We start from the raw sequence: 956 nt of genomic DNA, 5'->3' as shown, positions 1-956 counted from the left end.
CGAAATTAAACTTGTCTCTGCACCTGAAAAAGAAAATGATAAGAGAAGAAAAACAAATACTATTATTGATAGTAAAATCAATGACCAGTCCATTAATATAATATTATGTTATCACAGAGAAAATCTGATTTTATTTGTTATACTAAGTATTTCAAGCTTTAAATTCTGACATTTTGTAATAAAGTAGCAATATGAAGTACCCAGATCTTTCATTAGAAAATGAACTTTCAGGAATAGTAGCAGGAGTAGATGAAGTCGGTAGGGGAGCACTTGCTGGACCTGTAGTATCTGCAGCAGTAGTATTTAATAATAGAGAGATAGCGATATCTAATATTAGAGATTCTAAAAGATTATCACCAAAACAGCGCAAAATTCTTTATCATGATATAACACTAAATGCAAAAGTTGCTCTTGGTATTTCATCTATTCAAGAGATAAATGCATATAATATCTTGGAAGCAACGAAGCTGTCAATGAAAAGGGCTTTGATTAATTTAAATTTAGAGATAGATTATGCATTAGTAGATGGAAACCAGCCACCCAAGGTAAAATGGCAAACGCAGTCAATTATAAATGGTGACAACATAAGCATATCAATTGCAGCAGCTTCAATTATTGCAAAGGTTACCAGAGATGAACTTATGCAAGAATTACATGATGAATTTCCACAGTATAACTGGTATCAAAATAAAGGATACGGAACTAAGGAACACATTAACGCCATACAAAACCTTGGCGTTACAATACATCACAGAAAGAACTTTTGTACAAAATTTATTCCATAGACAACCCAACTAAAGGCCACTCAAAATCTAAATTATTTTAACTCTCTTTTCTTCTAGAAAAACTACGTTGTGTTAGAATTCAAAATTTTTGGTGACTATATACTGAATACTTTACATATTTTATGTCTCTGTAGTTTCAGATGTTCCACGTGACTTCATTTCTACATCTTC

The 956-nt window shown here is 31.6% G+C and carries 1 protein-coding gene; it reads left to right on the top strand.

The features are described from left to right. Positions 1 to 191 precede the first annotated feature (191 nt). The gene (locus V6U76_RS05330) at positions 192 to 785 is read left to right on the top strand and encodes a ribonuclease HII (RefSeq protein ID WP_333024105.1); all 594 of its coding nucleotides are present in this window, start codon (positions 192 to 194) and stop codon (positions 783 to 785) included. Positions 786 to 956 lie beyond the last annotated feature (171 nt).

This window comes from Wolbachia endosymbiont of Pentidionis agamae, assembly GCF_036711655.1.
GTDB lineage: Bacteria > Pseudomonadota > Alphaproteobacteria > Rickettsiales > Anaplasmataceae > JAZHPY01.
The sequence above is the reverse complement of the archived record's forward strand: the minus strand, read 5'-3'. Positions and strand labels throughout refer to the sequence as shown.